The sequence below is a fragment of the Metabacillus rhizosphaerae genome (genome assembly GCF_037201795.1).
GTDB lineage: Bacteria > Bacillota > Bacilli > Bacillales > Bacillaceae > Metabacillus > Metabacillus rhizosphaerae.
Map to the genome: position 1 here is coordinate 1840463 of NZ_CP147403.1, position 20253 is coordinate 1860715.

Consider the following 20253-nt stretch of genomic DNA (forward strand, 5'->3'; position numbering starts at 1 on the left):
ATGCTTGTATAGAAATAGACAGATTAATAATAGATACCTTGATTTAGTGCTTTTAGAACTAGTTAAAAGTTCATAATCATTTTTAACTTATATACTCACTAGCATCCTTTATTAGTATTTTATAGGACCTTATCCTTATCCTGAAGAAATTGATTATATTTATTATTATTATTCCGAGTATATAATCATACTTGCAAGAAAATATCAATGGAAGGGATGAAGGCTATTGAGAAAGAGATGGAGAGGTTTCCGAAAAGGTCTACTCGTTACGATCATGTTTTTGCTAGCTATGACACCAGGATTTAGTGTTTTTCAAAATGAAAGGGCTTACGCGGAAGAGGTTGTTCAAGAATATGCTTCTATTTATGAAGCAGAAGATGCAGTTATCACTGATGCAATCATTGATTCTCAGCATCCAGGATACACCGGAACAGGTTTTGTTGATTATAAACCAAATGCTCCTGGTGGAACGATTACTTGGACTGCTTCAGATGTTCCGGTAACTGGGGAATACACACTTGAATTTCGTTATGCAAATGGTGCAGCAGAAAATCGACCAGCGGAGATAAAGGTAAATGACCAAGTTGTTGAAGCTGAGCTTGCATTTGATTCGACGGGTGAATGGACAACTTGGAAAACGGTTATTACAAAGGCTACCCTTCAAGCAGGAGAAAATGTGATCGTTGCGACAGGTAAAGGAGCAAGCGGAGGAGCAAATATTGACCATTTACGCATTCATAATTCAGAATCTGATTCAAACACTGATGGACCACAACCTGTAGAAGTAGAAGAAGTATCTATGGAAGAATTGGTTGAGGGAGTCACCATAAAGAAACTAAAAACAGAAGGAATCGTCTCATCCAACAACGTAAATAAAGATAAAGAGATAACCAGAGTTGAGTTTTTTGCTAATATCAATAAAATCTTGGGCTACTATCCTCAGGATATCTATAAAAATATTGATCCTGAGCAAAATGTTTGGGAAGTGCCTAAAGACAAGTGGTGGAGTTATGTTGTAAAAACTGCTAAACAAGAGGGATATGTATCTGCAGATCAAGATGGTAATATCCATCCAAATGAAGGCATTACCCGTAGAGATGCAGCAAAAATCATTGTTGAAGTATTAGACTTACAACCAGGAAAAGGTAAACAGGATTCCCAAGGGAATGGAGAAGCTGCAGTGGGTGCGGTTGTTTCAAATGGTTATATGACTAGTAAACCGGGATTTGGCAAGAATGACCGCTTAACATTCGAAGAAGCAGAGATCATTTTTGGAAAAATAGCAACTTCTGTAGATCATCAATCAAAGCAAGTTCATGTCGTAAGTGCCCAAGCTGTTGCATCTAATTTAGTGGCTGTGATGGTAAACGGCCGATTTGATGATTTTGATGTGAAATCATTTGCAGTAAAGGCTGCAACCGGTAGCTTTAAAGGATTGAATCCGTCTTTACAAAATATGTATCCAACTCGAGCTGCGGTAGGAGAAAATAAATTTGGTGATACAGTTATAATTTATGAATTACAAGAATCATTACAAGAAGGGAAACTAGTTAGGAAAGAAGAAAATAAATTCTCTGGAGATATAGAAGAGCTGAAAAAACAAGCAGACAATTTAGTTTCATGGCAAATGGATCATGGTGGTTGGACGAAAAGTATGGAAAATGAGTACAGCCGTCCTTGGGATGGTCAGGAGAAACGGTCTAAACAATTTGGACCAAATGGAGAAGAATTAGGTACCATTGATAATAATGCAACAATTAACCAAATTCGGTTTATTTCTGAAGTTTATCGTGAAACAAAGGACGAAAAACTGAAGGAAAGTGTACTAAAGGGAATTGATTTTCTGTTAACCATGCAGTATGACAGTGGTGGGTGGCCACAGGTATACCCAATGCGTGGTGAGTCGCCAGAAGATTCAGTGTATTATTCGAATTTTGTTACATTTAATGATAATGCGATGATTAATGTCTTAGAGCTTTTTGATGATTTGAGAAATGAGGCATATCCGTTCGATAAAAGTCTGATAAATGATCAATATGATGAGAAGTTAGAAATGGCAGTTGATAAAGGGATTGATTATATCCTAAAATCACAAATTGAGGTTGATGGAAAGCTAACAGCATGGTGTGCTCAACATGATCCTGTTACATATGAACCACAGCACGCTCGTGCATATGAGCATCCATCCATTTCAGGAAGTGAATCTGTTGGGATTGTTAAATTTCTAATGTCACGTCCTAATCAAACGCCAGCTATTCAAAGAGCTGTCAATGGTGCGCTTCAATGGTTTGATGATGTGAAGTTAGAAGGAATTCGCTACGTAAGCGGAGATCCGAATGGTGTGTATTTTGTTGAGGATCAGCAAGCTGTTACTTGGTATAGATTTTATGAGATAGGAACAAATAAACCAATTTTCTCTGGTAGAGATGGTGTGATCAAACATACAATCCAGGAAATTGAGCAGGAACGCCGTGATGGCTATTCATGGGGAGGCAGCTATGCAAAACAGCTGTTAGAAATTGCGAAAACAACCGGATATTTTGAGAATCATGTATTTGTTGAAGTTTTACAAAATGATGAAGTGGATCAGTTTGGTAGAAAACTGGTTAAAGGAGAATTAAAGAGAGTGGAAGATGCTACAGAAGAATTACGCGCTATTTCTAGCAAGCTAGTTGTTGCAATGGATGGTAGTGGAGACTATCAAACAGTTCAAGAAGCAATTGATGCAGTCCCAGCAAATAATACAGAGCCTGTTGAGATTTTCATTCACAATGGTGTGTATAAAGAAGTGGTGAAAATACCTGCAAATAAACCATTTATCACATTAATCGGAGAAAGTGCTGAAAAAACAATTTTAACGTATGATAACTATGCGAAAAAACCGAAACCAGAAGGTGGTACTTATGGAACAAGTGGAAGTGCAAGTGTGTACCTTTATGCTAGTGATTTTGTCGCAAAAAATTTAACAATGGAAAATTCCTTTGACGAAAGCTTAGTAGAAGGGGGATCCCAAGCTGTTGCCGTATATACTCGAGGTGATAGAATGTCATTTCATAATGTTCGCTTTATCGGGAATCAGGATACCCTTTATGTAAACGCAGGAACTCAATATTTTAGTCAGTGTTATATTGAAGGAGATGTTGACTTTATTTTCGGAGGTGGAAGAGCGGTATTTGATGACTGTGATATCATTTCTGTCGATAGAGGGTCCACGACAAATAATGGATATATTACAGCTGCAAGCACTAATATTAATGAACCATATGGCTACCTCTTTTTAAATAGTCGATTGAAAAGTGAAGCAGCAGATGGAACTGTGTACTTAGGAAGGCCATGGCATCCTGGTGGTGATCCAAGTGCAATTGCTAGTGTTGTATTTAAAAATTCTGAATTAGGGGCTCATATCCATGAGGCAGGATGGACAGATATGTCTGGCTTCAGTGCTAAGGATGCACGATTTTATGAATATCAAAATGAAGGACCAGGAGCTAATCCATCTCGTCCGCAGCTGACGGATGAAGAGGCAAAATTGTATACAATTGAAAATGTGCTAAAAGGCTGGAATCCTAAAAAATGATAAGCAATGTAAGGAGTACAGGGATGGACAGAAAGAAAAAAGAATTGGTAGACCACGTGGATAAATTGGAAGATGTATACAGAGACTTTTTTCACTGGTTAGCAGGTCAGTATGATCCAACGTCAGGAGGATTTTACTATGCTAGGAGTTCATCTACCAATAGACAATTTGCTCCAGATATTGAATCGACTGCACAAGCCTTGAATATAATCATTCGAAATAATTTGCTTAAGGACATGCCAGAAAAAATGAAACTAGCAATGATCAGTTTTTTCAAGCGGAAACAGGATCCGGCTACAGGTTATTTTTTCGATGATCATCCGGCGATGAAAAAAGATGAAGTGATGGTGCACAGAGCACTTAATTATTGTACGAGTGCACTTCAATATTTAGGAAGTGAGCCACTTTATGCACTTCCTGTGGAGGCAATGGCAGCACCTGATTATATAAAATCACCCGAAACCTACTTGGGAAAATGGAAAAGCATTGATTTACGAAATAGTTGGAGAGGTTGTGATTTGCTAGCAACCTCATGTGTATACATTGGGCAAATGGAAGAAAATGAAAGAATGCCATTTTTAAAGGAAGCAGTAAGTTTCCTAGAAAGTATTCAAGATCCAAAAACGGGCTTATGGGGAGAAGGCAGCTTATATGTAAGAATATCAGGTACATTTAAGCTCCATACCTTTTATAGCAGTTTTCAAATTCCAATGCCAAAAACTGATCGAATCTATCAAAGTATTTTGCACTGTTTGCGTACTGAAGAGGCTGGGGATATGTGTTATATTCGTAATCCTATTGATCTTCTTTCTTATGCAAATCTACAAATTCCACATGGTGAATTAAAGGAAATTATTGATATTACGATTAAAAATATGAGGAAATTAAAACGGCCAGACGGTGGGTTTTCTCGGGAAATTGAAACATCACCACCAGCTCCAAATGTAGCTCAAATAAAAGCAGGAGAGGTATATCCAGATATGCCTGAGCCTGTTGTTTTAAGCAAGGGGTTATATGAGGGTGATATGAATGCTAGCACACAAACAACATTGATTCGTCAGCAGCTTTACAAAATGGTAGGAATCCCCATTGTTCCATTAAAAGAATCGTTAGACTTTTTTAAGCTGTACTTTAATGAATAGGATATTACCCATATATTCTGCTCTAACCTTTATATAGCTCGTAAGAAGCCATAACCTTAGCCAAAAGCTAAGGTTATGGTCAGTTTTCTATAAGCCTTGCTTAGAGAGCCAGCTTTGACATAAGTCAGTCCATTTCCCAACAATTAAATCATCCTCAGCAAGTCCTAAGCCGTGACGTCCATTAGGGAAGATATGCAGCTCATAAGGAATCTTAGATTTACTTAAAGCTTGTGCATAAAGAAGACTGTTTTCAACAGGAACCGCTGCATCATCAGCTGTATGCCATAAAAATGTAGGCGGTGTAGAAGTCGAAACATTTTGTTCATTAGACAAGAAAGCACGTAGCTGTTCAGTCGAATTTTCTCCTAATAAGTTAGTCATTGAGCCTTCATGAAAATGCTGAGTAAATGAGATAACTGGATAACAAAGGATCGCTAAATCAGGTCGGCAGCTTTCTTGGTCTATTGTATCACTTGTTTCAGTGTTCTCTTCACTATTATTGGTAGAAACAGTTGCTGCTAGGTGTCCACCTGCTGAAAAACCTAGTATTCCAATTTTTTGTTTATCAAGATTCCATTCTTCTGCATAGTGACGCACATAGCGAATTGCACGCTTGGCATCTAGCAATGGAACAGGATGTCTAAAGGGTGAGACGCGATAGTTTAACACAAAAGCAGATATGCCAAGATCATTTAGCCATTTTGCAACAGGTTCTCCTTCATGATTGGCACGATGTTGATAGCCACCACCTGGACAAATAATAATTGCACCATGCTTGTTTTCGCGATTAACTAAGTAGGGAGTAATTGTCGGGGAGTATTCCTGTTCCTCTGCCTTTAAAAATGGTGCACCTTCTGGCCATAATAAATATGTCATGCTATAACCTCCTATATACTCAGATTGTTTTTATTAATCTTTCATAATATAAATCTGATTATATATGAAGATTAGGATACTAGGTATAATCATTATGTTATATCATATTCATTACATCACTTATTTGAGTTAAAGTTCTTATATCTTCCTGATGATTATAGATGTCACACCAATTTTTAGATATGTTAAACCCATCACATTGGTGAAGAGAAGGGAGACATAAAAATGAAAGAAAATATTAAAGTGAAAACACCTCTTTACTGGGCAGAAAAATTAACTGATACGATAATGAAAACATACACTCCAGAACAACTACCACCAGCAAGTAGATGGCACTATCATCAGGGGGTTTTTTTATGCGGAATGATGAATATCTGGACAAAAACAAAAAATGAAAAATATTACCAGTACTATAAACAATATGTGGATCATTTAGTTGATGAAAATGGGAATTTCTATTTTAGAAGAGATGAATTAGATTCCATTCAAGCTGGTTTACTTTTGTTCTCACTTTATAAAGAAACAGGCAATGAAAAATATAAAATAGCTGCTAAAAAGCTTAGAAGCTTATACCATACATTAAATAAAACAAGTGAAGGAGGCTTCTGGCATAAAGATAAATATCCATATCAAATGTGGTTGGATGGTTTATATATGGGCGGACCATTTGCATTGCAATATGCAAAGGAATTTGCTGAACCTGAGTTAATTAACATGGTGATTCACCAGGAAGAGCTAATGAGAAAGCATACGAGGGATACGAAGACAGGATTGTATTTTCATGGCTGGGATGAAAAAGGTGAAATGCAATGGGTAAATCATGCGACATATGCTGCTCCGGAAATATGGGGAAGAGCATTAGGATGGTATGGTTTAGCTGTTATCGACATGATTGATCTATTACCAGAGGGTCATCCGAAACGATTAGAATGGATTGGGGTCATTCAAGATTTAGTTGCAGGTCTAACAAAATATCAGGATGAACAAACAGGACTATGGTATCAAGTTGTTGATAAAGGGGGTATGGAGGGTAATTGGCTTGAATCATCAGCTTCGAGTTTATTTATTTATACTATTGCGAAAGCTGTTACAAACAAGTATGTAGGTCCAGATTATGCAGAGGTCGCAAGCCTGGGATTCAAAGGTCTAGTAGAGAATAAAATTGAAGAAACAAGTGATTCAGTCGTGATTAAAGATATTTGTATTGGAACATCAATTGGAGTTTATGATTATTATGTGAATCGTGAACGCAGTGAAAATGATTTACATGGTGCTGGAGCGTTTATTCTTGCATGCATGGAGATGGAAAAGTTAAATCATTTTTAAGAGAAAAGTGACACGATCATACAGAAAATAGAACAAATTGGAGTGGTTCTACATATGAGTAAAATTGGACAATGGGAATATGCCGAGCCTGGTGTGAGGCGTAAGGTTTTCCAACCAGGGACTGGCTTAATGATGATGGAGGTACAATTTGAGAAAGGTGCAGAAGGCTATGAGCATAGCCATCTTCATGAACAAATGAGTTATTGTATAAAAGGGAAAATCGCCTTTCGGATTGCCGGGAAAGAAACAATTATTTCCGAAGGAGAAACCATTTATATCCCAAGTAATGCAAAACATGGTGTCACTGCACTAGAAGAATCAACCCTCCTCGATACCTTTACACCTATTCGTGAAGATCTGCTGAAATAATTACCATATATATAAAGGTATGACTCCGACGATTCGGGGTCTTTTTTTATTTCAAATATCAGTTTCTTCTATATTATATACGTTTCATAACTTCGAAAAAAAGCTATTTATATGCCTCATAAAATCAATAACAAATAAATATTATCCTGACATTTGCCTGACACATTCCAAGCTTATTCTAGTAACTGTAAACAACATAAGTTACTAACAAACAAATAAATACTACTAATAATAGAAGGAGGCACGTTAATAGAAGGTTTAATAAGATCAATAATCTACTAACATATTTTAAAAAAAGGAAGGAAGAAAATAATGAAAAAATGGATAATAAGCATCGTAGTGGTTGTATTAGTAATTGGTGGCGGGGCAACAGCATATGGAATTTTCAATAGTAAAAAAGAAGCAGCAAGTGTACCTGTGACGGAAACACAAACTGCAGTGGCTGAATTAGGAAATGTTGAGGTGAAAGTTAGTGGTACTGGAAGTATTTCAACAATAAATGAAGAGATCATCACGGCAGAAGAAAATAACGCTGTTGTTGAAGAGGTATTAGTTACAGTTGGTGATACAGTTGAAGAGGGTGATGACTTAATCACGTTTGAAGATGATGATCTAGATCCAATTGAAGCTCCATTCTCTGGAGAAATCACGACGTTAAATGTGGAAGCAGAAGATACACTTTCGATGGGTACGGAAATGATAGAAGTAACTGATTATAGCAATCTACAAATGGTTGTAAACGTGGATGAACTAGATATCGCTAAGGTGAAAGTGGGACAAACCGCACAAATCGATGTTAGTGCACTTACGGACTCAGAGTTCACTGGGACAGTTACAAGCGTGTCGAAAGAAGCTAATGAATCAGAAAGCAGCAGTGTTGCACAATATGCAGTAAATGTAAAAATCAATAAACCAACTGGTATTAAAGTTGGAATGACAGCAGAGGCAGTGATTACAACAGAACGTAAAACAAATGTCTTAACTGTTCCAATTGAAGCTGTTCAAACACAAGATGATCAATATTATGTGCGTGTACAGTCATCTGAAGTAGTAAGTACAACAGAACAAACAAAGGAACAAGTACAATCAAGTTCTGATTCTAGTACGAGTGAAGAAGCAAGTACTCAAACACAAGCAACTCAAAAAACAGTTGAGGTTGGTCTGAAAAATGAAGAAGTGGCTGAAATTATTAGTGGATTAAGTGAAGGGGAAGAAGTTGTTCTGCCAACACTTCAATCAAGTGATGATTCTGAAAGTGGTATGCAAGATATGAATATGATGAAAGGCTTTCCTGGTGGTGATATGCCTCAAGGCGGCATGGGACAAGGCGGCGGTAATAGAGGAGGCAACAATCAATGATTGAAGAACAACGAATAGTCGAAATCCGAAATGTAAGCAAGTATTATACACTTGGCGGTGAAACGGTAAAAGCGTTAGATGATGTTACTTTTTCTGTCAATAAAGGGGATTTCATCGCGATTATCGGTCCATCAGGTTCTGGTAAATCGACACTCATGAACATGATAGGCTGCCTCGATGTTCCTGACTCAGGCGAATACCACCTAGACGGGAAAAATGTTTTTTCACTTAAGCAAAGGCAATTAGCAGATGTACGGAATCAGAAAATCGGGTTTATCTTTCAATCGTTTAATCTATTACCGAAGCAATCCGCCTATGAAAATGTTGAACTTCCGCTTATTTACCGAGGTTTAAATGGTAATAGTCGAAAAGAAGTTGCTATGAGTGCATTAGAAAAGGTTGGTTTGGCTGATCGTGCTGGACACCGGCCAACTGAATTATCTGGAGGACAGCAGCAGCGTGTGGCGATTGCCCGCGCACTTGCTGGAAATCCCCCGATCTTGCTTGCTGATGAACCCACAGGAGCATTAGATAGTAAAACAGGAATAGAAGTTATGAATCTAATAAAAGATTTAAACAACCAAGGGCACACGATCATTTTAATTACACATGATTTAGAAATTGCCAAACAAGCAAAACGTGTCATTCGGATTCAAGATGGGAAAATTTCTGAGCGAAGGGAGGCGTTGGTCCATTGAAATTAGGTCAAGCTATAAAAATCGCATATAAGAATATCGTTACGAATAAACTTAGAGCTTTTTTAACAATGCTCGGAATTATCATAGGAGTTTCAGCTGTAATCGCTCTGGTATCACTAGGACAGGGGGCCTCGCAATCTGTATCGGAAGATGTTTCATCATTAGGTACGACAATGGTATCTGTCAATATTCAAGGAAACTCAACAAGTGAAGAAGTCGTAGATTATGACGAAGTAATGGCATTTGAGGAATATTCTGAGGTAGAAGCAGTATCACCAACTGTTTCTGGAACCGGTACAGTTAAAAACGGTACAACAAGTATGGATAGTGTTTCAATTAGCGGGGTAACACCAACCTATGAAAATGTCCAAGATACGACGGTTAGTTCAGGGCGATTTATTTTAGAGATCGATCAAGAAAATCGTAACAAAATAGCCTTGTTAGGTTCCAATGTGGCAACAGAGTTATTTGGTTTTACGAGTCCCGTTGGAAATAATGTCAAAATAGATGGGACAACGTATAAAGTAGTTGGAGTCCTTGCGGAACAAGGTGAAGAATTACAAGGCTCTGTCGATGACATGGTGCTTATCCCTTTTACAACAGCACAACGTTTTTTAGGCCAAACAGTTATTAACTCAGTTGCTGTAAAGATGACTTCTGAAGATACTGTAGAACTTGGAATGGCAAAAATTGAACGTTTCCTTTACAACCAATTTAGTGGGGATGAAACAAGCTACAATGTTCGCAATCAATCAGATGTCGCAGATGCTTTAACATCTGTTACAGATACAATGACATTATTACTCGCGGGGATTGCTAGTATTTCACTTATTGTCGGTGGAATTGGAATTATGAATATTATGCTAGTATCTGTAACTGAAAGAACGAGAGAAATCGGAATTCGTAAAGCTATTGGTGCGAAAAAGAAGGATATATTAACACAATTTTTAATTGAGGCAACAGTTTTAAGTAGTCTCGGTGGATTATTAGGTGTCCTAATCGGCATTGGTAGTGCAGAAGTGCTTGCTCAAGCTTTAGACATGGCCGTATCAATCTCTTGGCTAGCTGTTGGAGTTGCCGTGAGTTTCTCAATTATCATTGGAGTTGCCTTTGGAATTTTCCCAGCAAACAAAGCAGCAAGCTTAAGTCCATTAGCGGCATTAAGACATTAATAGCTTCCTTTGATTGGAGTTTGACATGCTAGGTTGTCAAACTCCTTTTTTCTATAATAGGTAAAGGGATGTAAATTCTCTTACTGTTTAATAATTTCTAAATGAATGCTCGATCACACCTTGTGGTGATAACCGATAGGAGTTTTGTGAAAAGTTCAGTATAATCTAAAGGAAAAAGGATAAATGACTATGAAAACAATTTTAGTTGTAGAAGATGAAATTGCGATTTCAATGGTGCTTGGTGCATATCTAGAGAAAGACAGATATGTTGTGCATTATGCCTACAATGGTATTGAAGCATTACAAAAGGCTGAGGAAGTAAAGCCCGCGCTTATCTTATTAGATGTTATGATGCCACAACTCGATGGCTGGGGGGTATTAGAAAAAATTCGCGAGAAAAGCTCTTGTCCAGTGATCATGATTACGGCATTGTCAGATATGAATCAAAAATTACAAGGTTTTGACGGTGGTGCAGATGATTACATCACAAAACCATTTATCGCTGAAGAGGTACTTGCCAGAGTAAGTGCCGTTTTAAGAAGATCACCACAGCTTGAAGAAGCAGATAAAGTAAAATTATATGGGCCACTAAAAATTAATTTTCTTGCACATCAGGTTTTCCTAAATGGAGTTGAAATCCAATTTACTCCAAGAGATCTATCTTTATTTCTTTTTTTAGCAGAGCATCCAAACCAAACATTCACAAGAGAGCATCTAATCGAAAGTGTATGGGGCTATGATTATGAAGGAAGTGATCGGGCGGTAGATCTTGCAATTAAACGGATACGCAAATTATTAAGTGGGTGGGATACATCAGATGGAGAGATTAAAACGCTTCGAGGCTTGGGTTACCAATTCTATGTTAAATAGAAATAAGTCGAAAACTCCATTATTATATTATTGGACAAGACGTTATTTAGTTACACTTGTGATTGGACTCATCATTATCGCGGTTGTATCGATTCTTTGGATTAGACATAACACGATCGAGAGTAAACTAGAATTAACTAAATTAGTTGCTCAAGAGCTTTCAGATCGAGCAGTAGATGATACAGGAAATATTATGGTAAGTCCGAAACTTCCATTTATTTTAGAGGATCGAGAGAAATTTCTTAATAATCGCGAGCCATTACATTTCTATATTAAAACAATAGATGGCAATCTCCTGTCACCCGGTTCAAGAGGTCTAGGACCTGAAAAAGCAAAAGAAGACCAACATAAGGATCTAGTTGAGTTAATGGAAATACCTGAGGAATTAACCGTTGAAAAAATCTCTTCAAACCAATACAGCACGGCTTATGCTGTTCTTTCACCAATTGTTTATGATGAAGAGATCATTGGGGCAGTTATTATCATTCAACCCATTGCAGATTTAACAAATATAAATACAGAGGAATATCAGTTATTAGCTTTACTCCTTATCGGGTTAGCTGTATTAGGCTGGTTTGTCATCTATTCTTTATCAAGAAAATTAGCTAGGCCAGTTGAAGAAGTGGCAAATGCTGCTGGGGAGCTAATGAGAGGGAATTATGAGATTGAACTAAATGAGGATGTACAAGAAAAGGAACTGCATCAGCTTGTAATCTCTTTTAAGGAAATGACAAATCGACTGAAGCAGCTTGAAGCGTTAAGGTCTGAATTATTAGCTGGTGTAACACATGAATTAAAAACACCCATTACATCTGTAAGTGCATTGATTCAAGCAGTAAAAGATAATGTTGTATCAGATGATAAGAAACAACAATTTTTACAGATGTCATTAAATGAATCAAATAAATTACAGAAAATGGTTGAAGACTTATTGGACTTTAATAGTTTTAGTGCAGGATCGATTAAAGTCAATCCAGAAAAAATGGATATATGCCGAGTAGTAAAAGAAATAATCTATCAATGGGAAATCGTTTACCAGCCGCAAGTTGAACATATAAACCTTAAATTTACTACTCATGAGGATCAACTTTTCGCAATAGCTGACCATGTTAGGCTCCAACAAATACTAGTGAACTTATTAAACAATAGTCTTCACGCAGTTAAAGGAAGAGAGCATGGGGAAATTTCTGTAGAACTTTTCCGGGATGGGCAATTTATTACTATGGACGTAAAGGACAATGGCTATGGAATCATAGAACAAGAACAACCATTTATTTTTGAACGGTTTTATCGTGGTGAGAATAAAAAACATGTTGAAAGAGGACTAGGTTTGGGATTGCCGTTTAGTTTACTTCTAGCAAAGGCTCAAGGCGGAGATATGTATTTGAAGAAAAGTAATGGGGAGCAGACAATTTTTTCACTGCAATTGCCAGTTGCAAGTAATTAAGAAAAGCTAAGGCTGTCTTGATCAGAATCGACAGGAATTAAGACGCCAAGGAATAGAAGACGTTAAAAAGTTTTATGACCCTTTTTCAAAGAAAGGGGGTTTTTTCTTGGCTAAAAGTACACTTATATTTTAATAGTTAGCAAAAAATGAAAGTTGTGGGTTAGTAACTATTTTTTCACTTTTTAGAATTGACAGTTAATTTCATTTGTCATACAATTAAAACAAGTTAAATGAATTGTATGACAAATGAACAAAAGGATTATCTGCCTGTACTGAGTATATAGGATGAAAGAAGTGATAACGTGGAAATTAAATCAGTCAATCGCAAAACACTTTCTAAACAAGTCTTAGATGAAATTATCGATTTATTATTAAGCGGTCAATTAAAATCCGGTGATCGTTTGCCCTCTGAATTAGAGCTTATGGAAATGTTTGACGTAAGTAGATCGGTTATTCGTGAAGCATTAACTTCATTAGAATCAATGGGGATCGTTAACCGTAAAACTCGTCATGGTACATTCTTCTCAGAAAAGATCGGCAGTAAACCATTCTCAATGATGTTAGCGCTTTCTGCTGGTAATTTACCTTCAATAATTGAAACTAGACTATCACTTGAGTTGGGATTTGTTACATTAGCAGCAGAAAAAATAACAGATAAGGAACTTGATCAATTAAAGCAAACAATTGATGCAATGTCTTCTGCAACAAGTGATTATACAGAAATTGATAAAGAGTTCCATAAGATTATTGCACACAGTGCAAGTAATCCTTTGTTAGAAGGTGTTATTACTCCATTGTTAAATCTGTATGATCGTACCCTAGAGCAAATACCCAATCGCCATAGGGATTCAAAAGCAACAATCCAGCAGCACATTGATATTTATGAGGCATTAAAAAAACGTGATCCTATTCAATCATCAACAGCCATGTATCGCCACCTAGATTATGTTAGAAAGAAAGTTCTTATGAATTTAAACGACATGTAGATTTCAAGATGATTCATCATCTTAAAATATATTTATTAGGTGAAAGGTAGGTTTCAATGATGACGATTGAGAGAAAAGCTCCAACAGGTATTTTAGGATTTCCAGTTGCACCCTTTAATAATAGCGGGAAGCTAGATGAAAAGGCGCTTGAAAGAAATGTGCAATTCCTGATAGACGAAGAACTATCATCTATTTTTATTGCTTGCGGATCTGGAGAATTTCACGCATTAGATAAAGGTGAATATCAGACAATGATAGAAGTAGCTCTCTCTGTGGTATCTGGCAAGGTCCCAGTCTATACAGGAGTTGGTGGGAATATTTCTCAAGCTATAGAGCAAGTAAAACTATCTGAAGATTTAGGTGCTGATGGATACTTAATTCTTCCCCCATACTTAATAGAAGGTGAACAAGAGGGCATTTTTAATTATTATAAGGCCATCCTTGAGAGTAGTGATTTAAATGCTATTGTTTATCAACGAGATACAGCTATTTTACAAGTAGAAACACTTCAAAGATTAATAGAATTTCCTCAAGTTGTCGGGTTTAAAGAAGGACATGGAAATATGGAATTAACTGTAGAACAAACGCAAACAATTGGAGATCGCTTAGAATGGATCAATGGAATGCCATTTGCGGAAATTACAATGCCAAGCTATGTTCCTTTAGGCTATAACACGTATTCATCAGCGATTTCAAACTATATCCCACATATTTCTCGGTTGTATTTTAAATCATTACTAGAAGGTAATTATCAATTGGTAAGAGATTTGTATGTTGATGTCCTATTACCAATTAATCGTATTCGTAAATCAAGAAAAGGTTATGCTGTATCTCTTATCAAAGCAGGTATGGAAATTGTAGGGCTCCCTGTAGGAAATACAGTTAGACCACCAATCAGTCAAGTTGAGAAAGAGCATTACAAGGCATTAGAGCAAATAATTAGATCAGCCTTTGATAAATATCCTGTGGATAATAAGGAAGTAAGTCATTAAGCCTAGTAATTGTAAGCGTTTTATATATTGGATTTTTGATAGAGTAGGAGGATTATAATGGCAGTAGAAACAAAGGTAAACACATATTTAAATTATATTAATTGTCAGTGGGTTGCTTCATCAAGTGGTAATATTGGTGGGGAGAAGCCGCGAAGGAATTTTTCACAGCTATTAAAACTGTTTTTGTAAAGTAATGGTTTATGAGGAGGGTAGAAGTTTCTCTCCTCGATCTATTAAAATTGTAATTATATTTTTTACTAAAACAAGGCGGTGTTACGATGAATCAACAACTGAAAAATCAAAAGATAAATGATTACATCTCTTCTAGCACTCCTGTCATTACTGAAATGCTTGTTATTCCTGTTGCTGGTCATGACAGTATGTTACTTAATCTAAGTGGTGCTCACAGCCCCTTTTTTACTCGTAATGTGGTTATTTTAAAAGACAATGCAGGAAATACAGGAGTTGGTGAGGTACCGGGTGGAGAGAAAATTCGCCAAACATTAGAAGATGCAAAGTCATTGGTTATCGGGGAGTCTATCGGTAAATACAACAATATTTTAAACAATATAAGAAGGAAATTTGCTAACCGTGACACTGCTGGACGGGGGCTGCAAACATTTGATCTTCGCATCACAATTCATGCAGTAACCGCGATAGAAGCTGCATTATTAGATTTAGTTGGTAAATTCCTAGGTGTACCTGTTGCTGCATTGCTTGGAGAAGGACAACAAAGAGAAACAGTCGAAATGCTAGGGTATCTATTTTATATTGGAGATAGGAATTTAACAGATCAACCATATTTAAGTGATTATGATGCTGTAGATGATTGGCTTCGCCTACGTCACGAAGCAGCACTTACCCCAGAAGCAATTGTCCGACTTGCTGAAGCAGCATATGAACGTTATGGATTTAACGATTATAAATTAAAGGGTGGCGTTCTTCGTGGAGAAGAAGAGATAGAAGCAGTCACTGCGTTAGCTGAAAGATTTCCGAATGCTAGGATTACGTTAGACCCAAATGGAGCATGGTCTTTGGAGGAAGCAATTAGACTTTGTTCGAATAAACAGCATATATTAGCTTACGCTGAAGATCCATGTGGAGCAGAAAATGGCTATTCAGCTCGTGAAGTGATGGCTGAATTCAGAAGAGCAACAGGACTACCGACCGCTACTAATATGATTGCCACAGACTGGCGTGAGATGGGCCATTCGATCCAACTAAATTCGGTTGATATTCCACTAGCAGATCCACACTTTTGGACAATGCAGGGATCAGTACGAGTGGCACAAATGTGCAATGATTGGGGATTAACATGGGGATCTCATTCGAATAATCACTTTGATATATCATTAGCAATGTTTACCCATGTTGCAGCAGCAGCACCTGGTAAAATAACAGCGATTGATACACATTGGATCTGGCAAGATGGGCAACGATTAACGAGAGATCCGTTAAAAATTGTTAACGGCAAGGTAGCTGTCCCTGAAAAGCCGGGTTTAGGAATCGAAATTGACATGAATCAAATTGAGAAGGCAAATAAACTTTATAAAGATAAAAAGTTAGGTGTACGTGATGACTCACTTGTGATGCAGTATTTAATTCCGGGCTGGAAGTTTGATAATAAACGTCCATGCTTAGTTCGCTGATTGATGGCAATCTTTTAGCGATCTTATCAAGGCCGATCTCAGGTACTTTAATTGTTCTTTCTTTTATTGTAATAACTCTTAGTATCATCGCTGGTATTAAGCAAAAGAAAGATAATTTTATGGATGTTAAAGTATAGAATAAGAAAAAATATAGACAGAAGCCCATTTATTACAGTATAATGAAATTAAATAAAAGAACGAACCATAAGAAACTTCCACCGTAAAGGGGAGTAGCGTCAGGATTATCCTGAAACAAAGTCGTCATTACATGAACCTTGTTCATCGGCTTTGTTGGCATATTATTGTGCTTAGCGAGACCTTTGCCACTTTGGCAAAGGTCTCTTTATTTTTGTGGTGAATAACTATTTTTGAATTTATTAGAATTTGAAAGTAGTAAAATATAATTTTTATAGGAGGTACACAAATGGAAATGGAATTTCTCACTGCACTTTTGTCTATTATAGTGATTGATTTAGTTTTAGCTGGAGATAATGCCATTTTGATTGGTCTTGCGGCAAGAAATCTGCCAAAACACCAACAAAAGAAGGTTATTTTATGGGGCTCTGTAGGAGCAATTGCAATTCGAATCGTAGCAACTTTAGCGGTTGTTTGGTTATTAGAAATCCCTGGTCTTCATTTAGTTGGTGGACTTCTATTAGTCATTATTGCTTACAAATTGTTAGTAGATGACAATGATCACGGTGATGTGAAAGCTGGAGATAACTTTTGGGCAGCAATTCGTACAGTTATTATCGCTGACGCATTAATGGGTCTTGATAATGTTTTAGCTGTTGCAGGTGCTTCTCATGGGAATATGCTTCTAGTTGTACTTGGATTATTAATTTCTGTTCCAGTTGTAATGTGGGGTAGTACACTTATCCTAAAATGGATTGATAGATACCCAATTATTGTTACATTGGGTGCAGCCGTATTAGCTTGGACAGCATCAAAAATGATCGTAGGAGAACATTTCTTAAGCGGATTTTTTGAAAATGGCTTTGTGAAATATGGTTTTGAAATTTTAGTAGTTGCAGGTGTTATTTTAACTGCTAAATATGCTCAAAAGAAAGCAGCTGCAAATAAGCAAGAGGAAGCAGTATTATTAAAAGCTGGATCAAACTAAACTAGAAAAAGACGGTCAACCTCATGTGTTTCGTGAGGTTTGACCGTCTTTTATTTAGGCTCTTTTCTAAAAGATTGTTGTTTTTCAACAAAACTGATTAGGGTGATTGGTGCGGAAGGTGCGAGACTCCTGTGGGAATAGCGGGACAGATGAGACCCCGCAGGCGCTTCGCGCTGAGGAGGCTCATCGCCCGCCCCACGGAAAGCGAGCATCCTGGAGCGCCAATCAACCAACCCAATACTATTTTAAAAGCAACAAAGTTTGCGAAAATAACCTTTATTTATAATAGGACATGTACATAATCATATTATTTCTGGTTAGTTGAATAATTTTTTCCTAATCCTAATGAAAAATCAATACTTTCAACATACTGAGGAAAATCAATCAGGGGATTTCTATTTTTTTGAATAGAGTAAATAGCCATATTGCGATGTTTTTCATAAATTGAGACGTGAAATTCATTATGCCACTTTATAAGCAAATTAATGTCTTCATTACTATATTGGCTGACTTCACCCGGATATCTTAATAAAAAATACAATGTTGCTCGAGCGACCTCACCTTTGCCTCTTTCAGGTTCGAACTTATTATCTTCGTATTTACCGCAATTTGCTCTGATTTCTTCTATTTTCATTTTCGGGGAATAGTCTTTGAAATCATGGTAAGGAAAATTGGATCTTGATGAATTACATTTTATTTCACAAGTAAAAAGATGATGCAAATCTCCTCTCATCGGATTTTCCTTTTCAAACCATGATTGAGGCACAACATGTTCACAATTATACATATTATCACTTTCAATTGACGCAATCGTCTCTTTGACTTTCATCAGATCCTTTAAATCATTTGATAATAAAATTTGATATGCTTCTTTTCTTTTCAAGTCTGCTTCGAAATCCTCTTTCATGACTTGTTCAGGTTCCTTATCCCCTCCTGAATAGATGCTTTTTAATTTTCCATTTAATTGGAGGTCTACCCAAGTATAAAGATAATTTCTTGTTGTTACATTGTAAGATAGCTGATTAAGATGTGTATTAGTTACTAATAGATTTAGTTGCTTGAACAGTTCCTGCTTGTCCGCTCCAACAAAATTTATCTCTTGGTAATAGCTATTGATTAAAGTTTGATCCTTTTCTTCTTCGTAATATTCGTTTTCATTTACAATTCTTTTTTTATTCTGCTCCAATTCAATTAAAGCTCTTTTTAATTCTACGTTTTCACTAGCGTCCAATCTCTCTCGATTATTCAAAATGCTTCCTCCTTCTGGTATGGAAACTTTCTTGCACTTAGTGATTTGATTAAACAGGTGTTTGACAGTCAGGCTTTCAGTAAACAAAACGGACAATGATATTCTAATCACTATCCGTTAAGTTTAATGGCATCCACAGGTACTAGATTATTCTCAGTGGATAATAAAAGTTGAGTTTCTAGTCTTACTCAATTTTACTACCAAACTATTAATTTTTTGTTTCAATAAGATTAATTCTTGCAACATTGATAATCTCACGTACTTTGTCTACTAAGTCGAGTAAGAGAAAACCGTTACCTTCAGAGCTTTTACGATTTCCTAGAGGTAAAGTTCTTCTGACTAGCTGTGCATAGATTTCAGTTTCAATAAGAGGTCTACCAAACTCTTTTTCACTTAAGTTAATAAGTAAAGCTAATGCACCTGCTACGTGTGGAGTTGCCATTGAGGTTCCAGATAGTGACGCATATTGATTATCTAGATATGTTGATACGATTTCAACACCAGGAGCGACAAGATCTACTTCTGCATTTGTATTTGTAAACGGTGCAAGGTTTAAATCATTGCTCACAGCACCTACTTGAATGACTTCGTTATAACTACCTGGATAAGAATACTCAAACGTATCTTCTCTATCATCACCTTCATTTCCTGCTGCAACAACGACTGATATATTATGATTAACCGCATTTTGTATGGCTTTATGAAGCTCTGGAACATCATGTGGACCACCAAGTGACATTGAAATGACACGAACTCTTTGGTTTTGTGGACCACGCCAGTCAACAGCATAGTTAATAGCATTTATGATCCATTCATAATCTCCAGAGCCTTCTCCTGTCAAAACTTTTAAACTTAAAATTTTTGCTTTTGGTGCAACCCCTACAACACCTTTATTATTTAAACTAGCAGCAATGGTACCTGTTACGTGTGTACCATGACCATTATTATCTTTAAAAATAGTTGGATTTGAATGATGATCAGTTGTAAAATTTCTTCCGCCGATAATTTGATCCTTTAGATCTGGATGATTCTTGTCAACACCAGTATCAATAACTGCAATAACAATGTTTTCACCATGGCTGCTTTTCTCCCAAATCATAGGTGCTTGTATTAAACGAACACCCTCTGGAGTTTCATTTGTGTTTTCGACAATTGAATTAATCGTATAAGGAACCAATTTGACTTGTAACGGTGTTTTAGTCATGTTTACCTCCCGAATTTGAAATTTTAACTGACCTACTCTTTATGTATACCAAATTGTGGATGGTTTTTAAATGAAAAGCAATAAATTTCTCATTTTTGATTAATTAGCCTTATAAAGTCGCTTAATCGAGGGAAAAAGAACTAATAATCCAACTTGAATTATTGATTTAGCTTACTTTTTCACTGTTTATCATTCTCTTAGACTCTATCATTCG

17 protein-coding genes are annotated in these 20253 nt (G+C 36.6%); 14 read left to right on the top strand and 3 right to left on the bottom strand.

Annotated elements, in window-relative coordinates:
• Positions 1-226: 226 nt before the first annotated feature.
• Entirely contained in the window at positions 227-3577 is a 3351-nt protein-coding gene (pelA, locus tag WCV66_RS08780) for a pectate lyase (RefSeq protein WP_338788677.1), read from the top strand.
• A 23-nt stretch (positions 3578-3600) separates the two neighbouring features.
• Positions 3601-4719, top strand: coding sequence for a hypothetical protein (locus WCV66_RS08785; RefSeq protein ID WP_338788678.1), 1119 nt, complete (start codon positions 3601-3603; stop codon positions 4717-4719).
• Positions 4720-4806: 87 nt separating this feature from the next.
• On the opposite strand, the gene WCV66_RS08790 is transcribed toward WCV66_RS08785, so the two are convergent.
• On the bottom strand, positions 4807-5595 hold the full coding sequence (locus WCV66_RS08790) for an alpha/beta hydrolase (protein ID WP_066340133.1): 789 nt from the start codon (positions 5593-5595) through the stop codon (positions 4807-4809).
• Between the two features lie 225 nt (positions 5596-5820).
• On the opposite strand from WCV66_RS08790, the gene WCV66_RS08795 reads away from it, so the two are divergent.
• The 12 genes from WCV66_RS08795 to WCV66_RS08850 all read left to right on the top strand — a co-directional run bounded on the left by WCV66_RS08795 (position 5821) and on the right by WCV66_RS08850 (position 17586).
• Positions 5821-6921: a glycoside hydrolase family 105 protein gene (locus WCV66_RS08795; RefSeq protein ID WP_066340129.1), complete on the top strand. Its 1101-nt coding sequence runs from the start codon at positions 5821-5823 to the stop codon at positions 6919-6921.
• 54 nt (positions 6922-6975) lie between these two features.
• Complete coding sequence (locus WCV66_RS08800; RefSeq protein ID WP_338788679.1) at positions 6976-7290, top strand: cupin domain-containing protein; 315 nt, start codon at positions 6976-6978, stop codon at positions 7288-7290.
• 312 nt (positions 7291-7602) lie between these two features.
• Positions 7603-8649, top strand: a complete 1047-nt coding sequence (locus tag WCV66_RS08805) for an efflux RND transporter periplasmic adaptor subunit (RefSeq protein ID WP_338788680.1) — start codon at positions 7603-7605, stop codon at positions 8647-8649.
• Entirely contained in the window at positions 8646-9347 is a 702-nt protein-coding gene (locus tag WCV66_RS08810; RefSeq protein WP_338788681.1) for an ABC transporter ATP-binding protein, read from the top strand. The genes WCV66_RS08805 and WCV66_RS08810 overlap by 4 nt, the downstream gene beginning before the upstream one ends.
• Positions 9344-10519 carry an ABC transporter permease gene (locus WCV66_RS08815; protein WP_338788682.1) on the top strand — a complete coding sequence of 392 codons (1176 nt, stop codon included), beginning with the start codon at positions 9344-9346 and terminating at the stop codon, positions 10517-10519. Before WCV66_RS08810 ends, WCV66_RS08815 begins: the two co-directional genes overlap by 4 nt.
• 189 nt (positions 10520-10708) lie before the next feature.
• Positions 10709-11389 carry a response regulator transcription factor gene (locus WCV66_RS08820; RefSeq protein WP_338788683.1) on the top strand — a complete coding sequence of 227 codons (681 nt, stop codon included), beginning with the start codon at positions 10709-10711 and terminating at the stop codon, positions 11387-11389.
• Positions 11337-12836, top strand: coding sequence for a HAMP domain-containing sensor histidine kinase (locus WCV66_RS08825; protein ID WP_338788685.1), 1500 nt, complete (start codon positions 11337-11339; stop codon positions 12834-12836). The genes WCV66_RS08820 and WCV66_RS08825 overlap by 53 nt, the downstream gene beginning before the upstream one ends.
• 302 nt (positions 12837-13138) lie before the next feature.
• Positions 13139-13822 carry a FadR/GntR family transcriptional regulator gene (locus tag WCV66_RS08830; RefSeq protein WP_338788686.1) on the top strand — a complete coding sequence of 228 codons (684 nt, stop codon included), beginning with the start codon at positions 13139-13141 and terminating at the stop codon, positions 13820-13822.
• A 59-nt stretch (positions 13823-13881) separates the two neighbouring features.
• Entirely contained in the window at positions 13882-14814 is a 933-nt protein-coding gene (gene kdgD, locus WCV66_RS08835; protein WP_338789422.1) for a 5-dehydro-4-deoxyglucarate dehydratase, read from the top strand.
• Positions 14815-14871: 57 nt separating this feature from the next.
• Positions 14872-15003 (top strand): hypothetical protein, encoded by a 132-nt coding sequence (locus tag WCV66_RS08840; RefSeq protein WP_338788687.1) that lies wholly within the window; start codon positions 14872-14874, stop codon positions 15001-15003.
• Positions 15004-15092: 89 nt separating this feature from the next.
• Complete coding sequence (gene gudD, locus WCV66_RS08845) at positions 15093-16463, top strand: glucarate dehydratase (protein ID WP_338788688.1); 1371 nt, start codon at positions 15093-15095, stop codon at positions 16461-16463.
• 424 nt (positions 16464-16887) lie between these two features.
• Positions 16888-17586, top strand: a complete 699-nt coding sequence (locus tag WCV66_RS08850; protein WP_066340087.1) for a TerC family protein — start codon at positions 16888-16890, stop codon at positions 17584-17586.
• A 307-nt stretch (positions 17587-17893) separates the two neighbouring features.
• On the opposite strand, the gene WCV66_RS08855 is transcribed toward WCV66_RS08850, so the two are convergent.
• Together WCV66_RS08855 and WCV66_RS08860 are read right to left on the bottom strand one after the other, a co-directional pair.
• Positions 17894-18835: an endonuclease I family protein gene (locus WCV66_RS08855; protein ID WP_338788690.1), complete on the bottom strand. Its 942-nt coding sequence runs from the start codon at positions 18833-18835 to the stop codon at positions 17894-17896.
• Between the two features lie 208 nt (positions 18836-19043).
• Entirely contained in the window at positions 19044-20039 is a 996-nt protein-coding gene (locus WCV66_RS08860) for a S8 family peptidase (protein WP_066340084.1), read from the bottom strand.
• Positions 20040-20253: the final 214 nt, after the last annotated feature.

Bases quoted from the DNA above. Each gene is read 5' to 3' on its own strand.
- WCV66_RS08800 (WP_338788679.1), top strand. From the start codon at position 6,976: ATGAGTAAAATTGGACAATGGGAATATGCCGAGCCTGGTGTGAGGCGT.
- kdgD (WP_338789422.1), top strand. From the start codon at position 13,882: ATGACGATTGAGAGAAAAGCTCCAACAGGTATTTTAGGATTTCCAGTT.
- gudD (WP_338788688.1), top strand. From the start codon at position 15,093: ATGAATCAACAACTGAAAAATCAAAAGATAAATGATTACATCTCTTCT.
- WCV66_RS08790 (WP_066340133.1), bottom strand. From the start codon at position 5,595: ATGACATATTTATTATGGCCAGAAGGTGCACCATTTTTAAAGGCAGAG.
- WCV66_RS08860 (WP_066340084.1), bottom strand. From the start codon at position 20,039: ATGACTAAAACACCGTTACAAGTCAAATTGGTTCCTTATACGATTAAT.
- WCV66_RS08840 (WP_338788687.1), top strand. From the start codon at position 14,872: ATGGCAGTAGAAACAAAGGTAAACACATATTTAAATTATATTAATTGT.
- WCV66_RS08825 (WP_338788685.1), top strand. From the start codon at position 11,337: ATGGAGAGATTAAAACGCTTCGAGGCTTGGGTTACCAATTCTATGTTA.
- WCV66_RS08795 (WP_066340129.1), top strand. From the start codon at position 5,821: ATGAAAGAAAATATTAAAGTGAAAACACCTCTTTACTGGGCAGAAAAA.
- WCV66_RS08810 (WP_338788681.1), top strand. From the start codon at position 8,646: ATGATTGAAGAACAACGAATAGTCGAAATCCGAAATGTAAGCAAGTAT.
- WCV66_RS08850 (WP_066340087.1), top strand. From the start codon at position 16,888: ATGGAAATGGAATTTCTCACTGCACTTTTGTCTATTATAGTGATTGAT.
- WCV66_RS08785 (WP_338788678.1), top strand. From the start codon at position 3,601: ATGGACAGAAAGAAAAAAGAATTGGTAGACCACGTGGATAAATTGGAA.
- WCV66_RS08805 (WP_338788680.1), top strand. From the start codon at position 7,603: ATGAAAAAATGGATAATAAGCATCGTAGTGGTTGTATTAGTAATTGGT.
- WCV66_RS08820 (WP_338788683.1), top strand. From the start codon at position 10,709: ATGAAAACAATTTTAGTTGTAGAAGATGAAATTGCGATTTCAATGGTG.